At 70.3% G+C, this 680-nt stretch carries 1 protein-coding gene; it reads left to right on the forward strand.

The features are described from left to right. Positions 1-173 precede the first annotated feature (173 nt). Positions 174-680, forward strand: a 507-nt coding sequence (locus tag HY68_RS13875) for a TerD family protein (RefSeq protein WP_198533267.1), incomplete at its 3' end; no start/stop codon positions are given.

The following is a 680-nucleotide window of genomic DNA, read 5'->3' on the forward strand; positions in this document are numbered from 1 at the left end:
CAGGAGCGCCCTTGATGCCCGGACCGCAACCGCGACACTCAAAGCCCAGGGGCGGCCCTGCGGCCGCCTGGCCTCCTGGTTCGCGGCGTCCGCCTGTTCGTACCGGTATCCCTATTTGCCGGGCATCCGCCGACCTGACCCCCCATCATGTGGGGACATCACGGGAGGCATGAATGATCACGAACCTTGCCAAGGGTGGCAACGCGCCCCTGTCGGCGCTGACCTGCGAAGTCACCCTCCAGGCCCCCACGACGGGGATCGATGTCTCGGCCGTGCTGCTGGCCCCGGACGGCAAGGTACGGTCCGACGACGACCTCGTGTTCTACAACCACCGCTCGCAGGACGGCGTCGCCCTCCGCGGCCAGACCATCGCCGTCGATCTCGCGGCGCTGCCGGCCCACGTCGACCGGATCGCCGTCGTGGCGAGCATCGATCCGGAGCTGACCGTCCCGTACTTCGACTCCCGCAGTACCCCGACCGCCGTGATCGACTGCGGCGGTACGCGGATGGCGTTCGTACCGCCGCCGCTCGCCCACCGGGAGACCGTTGCCGTCCTGGTCGAGCTGTACCGTCGCGCCGGGGCGTGGAAGGTCCGTGCTGTCGGGCAGGGCTGGGACACCGGACTCGCAGGCCTGGCACAGGACTTCGGCATCGTCGTGGACGACCCCACCCCGGCCCCC

The sequence above is a fragment of the Streptomyces sp. AcH 505 genome (assembly GCF_000818175.1).
In the GTDB taxonomy this organism is placed as follows: domain Bacteria; phylum Actinomycetota; class Actinomycetes; order Streptomycetales; family Streptomycetaceae; genus Streptomyces.